This is a genomic window from Amorphus sp. 3PC139-8, from assembly GCF_040750475.1.
GTDB lineage: Bacteria > Pseudomonadota > Alphaproteobacteria > Rhizobiales > Amorphaceae > Amorphus.
In genome coordinates this window covers 1-1,421 of sequence record NZ_JABJVY010000071.1, presented here as the reverse complement: position 1 = coordinate 1,421, position 1,421 = coordinate 1, and the positions used below count along the sequence as shown (strand labels likewise).

Genomic DNA, 1,421 nt, shown 5'->3' with positions numbered 1-1,421 from the left:
CTTATGAGTTCATTTGCAAACAGTGGACTTCAGAACCGGATCGATTCAGTGTCGATCCAATCCATCAAATGCCGGGACTGAACACTTAAGCAGGCTCGCCGCGGTGCGGTGGGCCTTCAGATGCGTCGCATCGATCATGATGCGCTCCGGCTTGGGCCCTTCGCCGGCGAGAGATGGGTCGTCGAGCGGTCCTTCGCTTGGGCCACCCGCTTCCGACGTCTGGTTAAGGACTATGAAAGATGCGCCCAGACACTCGCTGACATCCGCCTCGTGGCCTTCTTCGCGTGTCTCACGCTCAAAAATGCCGCTATACTCGCTACTGGCTCTGGACACAGGTCCCTTGACAGGGTGTGCCATGCTGGCGGTGATGAAACTGGCTACGCTCGCTCCTGTATGGACTGCTTGAGCACGGCGTGCAATCCAGTAGGAAGTTGTCTATCCACCCAGCAAGAGAAGTGTCCTAATCATGCGACTATCGCTCTTAACGAAAGCCGGCCAAGGTCTCATACAAAGGTTGACAACTCCAGAGGCCATTGCCGTTGAGTTCTTCGAGGGTACGAAGAACGTTGGCGATCAACTCAATCCCTACATGCTTCCAAAGATCACTGGATGGCCGATCTACCGCGCGAGCTCGTCCCTAGTGCCTCACCTGCGGGCGATAGGCAGTCTGATCGGCTCAGCTACCTTCATGAGCACGATATGGGGTGCAGGCTCAATCGATGGCGTTGCGCCTCGACATCGGATCAATCCATCCCGTGTTCACGCCTTGCGTGGCGCTGGGACGTTCGCATTACTCGACCGCCTGTATGGGATAGACCGAACGATCCCCCTGGGCGACCCAGCGTTGCTGATGCCTAGATACTTCAATCCGATGGTCGAGAGGCGCTATGATGTTGCCGTCATCCCGCATTTCTCGGAAACCGAGGCTGCCGCAAATATTGTCGCGCAAAGCAGAACTCCGATGCTCCGCGTTCTTGATGTGCGTAGTGATCCGGAGGCGTTCGTCACGCAGTTGTGCGAGTGCCGGGCGGTGCTCTCCTCGTCTCTGCATGGTCTGATATTGGCTGATGCCTACGAAGTGCCGAATGTGTGGGTGTCGTTCGGCGGCAGACTTCTGGGCGGTGAATGGAAGTTCTACGACTACTACTCCGTGACAGATGCAGCCGCACCCGCGCGCGTCGACGCGTCGACGCCAGCAGCGCTCGATGCTCTCGTGGAAAGTCACGGTGCACTCGCCAAGGTGCACCGGTACATGTATAGCACGGATGACCTACTCGCTGCCTTTCCCGGGCATTTGATAAAAGTGTGATGGTGGAAGCGACATTAATGACGTGCCCCCTCTAAGGTCCGGACTCATAACCAGTAGCTGACGGCTGCGGCGATGCAGACTGCGGCAAGGAAGTTGGTTGCCGATCGGTCAT

At 57.1% G+C, this 1,421-nt stretch carries 1 protein-coding gene and 1 pseudogene; both read left to right on the top strand.

From position 1 onward, the window contains the following. Positions 1 to 171: 171 nt before the first annotated feature. Positions 172 to 279: pseudogene (locus tag HNS03_RS25660) on the top strand (IS5/IS1182 family transposase); the annotation flags it as partial. 187 nt (positions 280 to 466) lie between these two features. Beyond that, positions 467 to 1,309 (top strand): polysaccharide pyruvyl transferase family protein, encoded by an 843-nt coding sequence (locus HNS03_RS25655; protein WP_367198883.1) that lies wholly within the window; start codon positions 467 to 469, stop codon positions 1,307 to 1,309. Positions 1,310 to 1,421 lie beyond the last annotated feature (112 nt).